At 71.8% G+C, this 3182-nt stretch carries 3 protein-coding genes; all 3 read left to right on the top strand.

The genetic code is table 11. The features are described 5' to 3' along the window. Positions 1-136: 136 nt before the first annotated feature. Complete coding sequence (locus AOK01_RS39000; RefSeq protein ID WP_055520243.1) at positions 137-508, top strand: SH3 domain-containing protein; 372 nt, start codon at positions 137-139, stop codon at positions 506-508. Between the two features lie 110 nt (positions 509-618). After that, complete coding sequence (locus AOK01_RS38995) at positions 619-2031, top strand: FtsW/RodA/SpoVE family cell cycle protein (RefSeq protein ID WP_055520241.1); 1413 nt, start codon at positions 619-621, stop codon at positions 2029-2031. A gap of 17 nt (positions 2032-2048) precedes the next feature. After that, a partial coding sequence (locus AOK01_RS38990; protein ID WP_055520245.1) for a penicillin-binding transpeptidase domain-containing protein occupies positions 2049-3182 on the top strand: 1134 nt, incomplete at its 3' end.

Genomic DNA, 3182 nt, shown 5'->3' with positions numbered 1-3182 from the left:
CCCCTCCCCCTCTCCCCACTCCCTCTCCTCGCCCGGCTCACCCGCCCCGATGGCTCAGCATGGCGGGCGCGCGCCGAAGCGCGCTCTTAATGTGGCGATCAGTCAGACCTGTCCCCCATTTTCGGAGGAGCCCGCCATGTCCCTGCGTACCGCTGTCACCCGTCTCGGCATAGCCGCCGCCGGCGGCGCTCTCGTCGTCGGCGGCGCGAGCCCCGCCCTCGCGAGTGACGACTGGGGCCACCACGACGGCCACCAGGACGGCCGCCACCACGAGTACTACAAGGGCCGCGTCACCGCGCCCGGCGGACTGAACCTGCGCGACAAGCCGACCCGCGGCAGCGCCGTCATCGGCCACGCCGCGCACGGCGAGGTCGTCTCCATCTTCTGCAAGACGCCCGGCGAGAAGGTCCAGGGCAACCCCCTCTGGTACCTCCTCGCGGACGGCACCTGGGCCTGGGGAACGGCCCGCTTCATCGACAACATCGGCCCGGCACCCCGCTGGTGCTGAGCGCTCCCCGGGACGGCCGGCACTCGGCAGGCGAAGGCGAGCAGTTCCGGGGTAGCCCGATTATCGCCACATAACGGGACAAGGAGCGCCTGCCTTGTTAACTTCCGGACATGCTCTCGTCCGGAACGACAGTGCAACCGGATCCACCGGCTCCCGTTGTCCATCTCCCCCGGCGCCGTGGCATCGAGTGCGCCCTCATCGTCGTGGCCGTCCTGCTCTCCGTGTACGGCTACTGCGACGTCGGCCTCGCCAGGACCGGATCCGTCCCGCCCGGCGCCGCCGGCTACGGCGCCGGGCTGGGCGTGCTCGCGCTCCTCGCGCATCTCGCGGTGCGCCTGCGCGCCCCCTGCGCCGATCCGCTGCTGCTGCCGATCGCCGTCCTGCTCAACGGTCTGGGCCTGGTCCTGATCTACCGGCTCGACCTGGAGACCCCGGCCGACCGGGCGGCGCCCACGCAACTCGTCTGGTCGACGCTGGGCGTGGGCCTGTTCATCGCGGTGGTGGTGATCCTGCGCGACCACCGGGTGCTCCAGCGCTACACGTACGTGTCCGTCGTCACCGCACTGGTCCTCCTCGTCCTGCCGATCTTCTTCCCCTCGGTGAACGGCGCCCGGATCTGGATCAGGGTCGCCGGATTCTCCATCCAGCCCGGCGAGTTCGCGAAGGTCATGCTCGCGCTGTTCTTCGCCGGCTATCTCGCCGCCAACCGCACCGCCCTCGCCTACACCGGCCGGCGCATCTGGCTGCTCCAACTGCCCACCGGACGGGTGCTCGGCCCGATCGTCGCGGTCTGGCTGCTGAGTGTCGGCGTACTCGTGCTGGAGCGGGACCTCGGCACGTCGCTGCTCTTCTTCGGCCTCTTCGTGATCCTGCTGTACGTCGCCACGGGCCGTACCGGCTGGATCGCGGTGGGGCTGCTCCTCGCGGCGTGCGGGGCCTTCGCCGTGGGCTGGCTGGAGCCGCACGTGCACAGCCGGGTCGAGGACTGGCTGCACCCGTTCGCGTCGATCGAGGCGGGCCGGGGCCCCAACCAACTCGCCCAGTCGCTCTTCGCGTTCGCCGCCGGCGGATTCCTCGGCACCGGGCTCGGCCTCGGCCACTCGATCCTCATCGGCTTCGCCGTCAAGTCGGACTTCATCCTGGCCACGGCGGGCGAGGAGCTGGGCCTGGCGGGCCTCTCCGCGATCTTCCTCCTGTACGGGCTGCTGGTCGAGCGCGGCATCCGGGCGGGCCTCGTCCTGCGCGACCCCTTCGGCCGGCTGCTCGCGGTCGGGCTCGCCTCGATCGTCGCGCTCCAGGTCTTCGTGATCGGGGGCGGCGTGACGGGGCTGATCCCGCTGACCGGGATGGCGATGCCGTTCCTCGCGCAGGGCGGTTCGTCGGTCGTCACCAACTGGATCATCGTGGCCCTGCTGATCCGCCTCAGCGACTCGGCACGCGGCCGGTCCGGGAAGGAACAGAAGCCGGAACAGGGACCGGAACGGGACCAGGTACGGCACGACGACGGGCAGGTCGCGCCATGACGGGCAACGGCCGCCCCATGACCAGGTACATCCGCCACGCCGCCGCCTTCTGCGCGCTGCTCCTGCTCGCCCTCCTGGTCAACGCCGCCCGCGTCCAGATCGTCCAGGCCCGCACGTACGACGAGAACCCCGCCAACCGCCGCCACACGATCGCCCGCTACGGCCAGCCGCGCGGCGACATCCTCGTCGGCGGCCGGCCGGTCACCGGCTCCGAGGACTCCGGCGAGCAGTTCCGCTACGAACGGACGTACAAGAACGGCCCGTTGTACGCGCCTGTCACCGGCTTCGCCTCGCAGGTGTACGGCACGGCCTTCCTGGAGGACGCCGCGGACGGCGTCCTGGCGGGCACCGACCCCGCGCTGTCGCCGTTCCCGCTGTGGAACGACCTCGCACGGGCCCGTAACCCCGGCGGCCACGTGGTCACGACCCTCGACGCGGCGGCGCAGCAGGCGGCGTACTCCGGGCTCGGCTCCCGGCGGGGCGCGGTGGCCGCGCTCGAACCGTCCACCGGCCGCATCCTGGCCCTGGTCTCCACCCCCTCCTACGACCCCGGCGAGCTCTCCGGCACGGACTCGGCGGTGGCCCGGGCGTGGGCGCGGCTGAACGCCGCGGCGAACCGGCCGATGCTCAACCGGGCGGTGCACCAGACGTATCCGCCGGGCTCGACCTTCAAGGTGGTCACCGCCGCGGCGGCCCTGGACTCGGGCGTGGTACGCGATGTGGACGCGCCCACCGAGTCACCGGACCCGTACCGGCTGCCGGGCAGTTCGGCGCGGCTGACGAACGAGGTCGAGGGGTGCGCGAACGCGTCGCTGCGCTATGCCTTCCAGTGGTCGTGCAACACGGTCTTCGCCGGCCTCGGTGTGAAGGTGGGCCCGGGCGACATGCGGAGCACGGCGGCCGGCTTCGGCTTCAACGACCGGAAGTTGGGGATCCCGTTCCGGGTCTCGCCCAGCACCTTCGACACGCGGGTTGACGACGCGCAGCTCGCGCTCTCCTCCATCGGCCAGTACAACACCCGTGCCACACCCCTGCAGATGGCGATGGTCGCCGCGGCCGTCGCGAACCACGGCTCGGTGCGTATGCCCCGTCTGGTGGAGCGGACCACCACGGACGACGGTGACACGGTGTCCACCCCGGGGGCCCCGGGG

Origin of the sequence: Streptomyces aurantiacus (assembly GCF_001418335.1) — a bacterium.
GTDB lineage: Bacteria > Actinomycetota > Actinomycetes > Streptomycetales > Streptomycetaceae > Streptomyces > Streptomyces aurantiacus.
The sequence above is the reverse complement of the archived record's forward strand: the minus strand, read 5'-3'. Positions and strand labels throughout refer to the sequence as shown.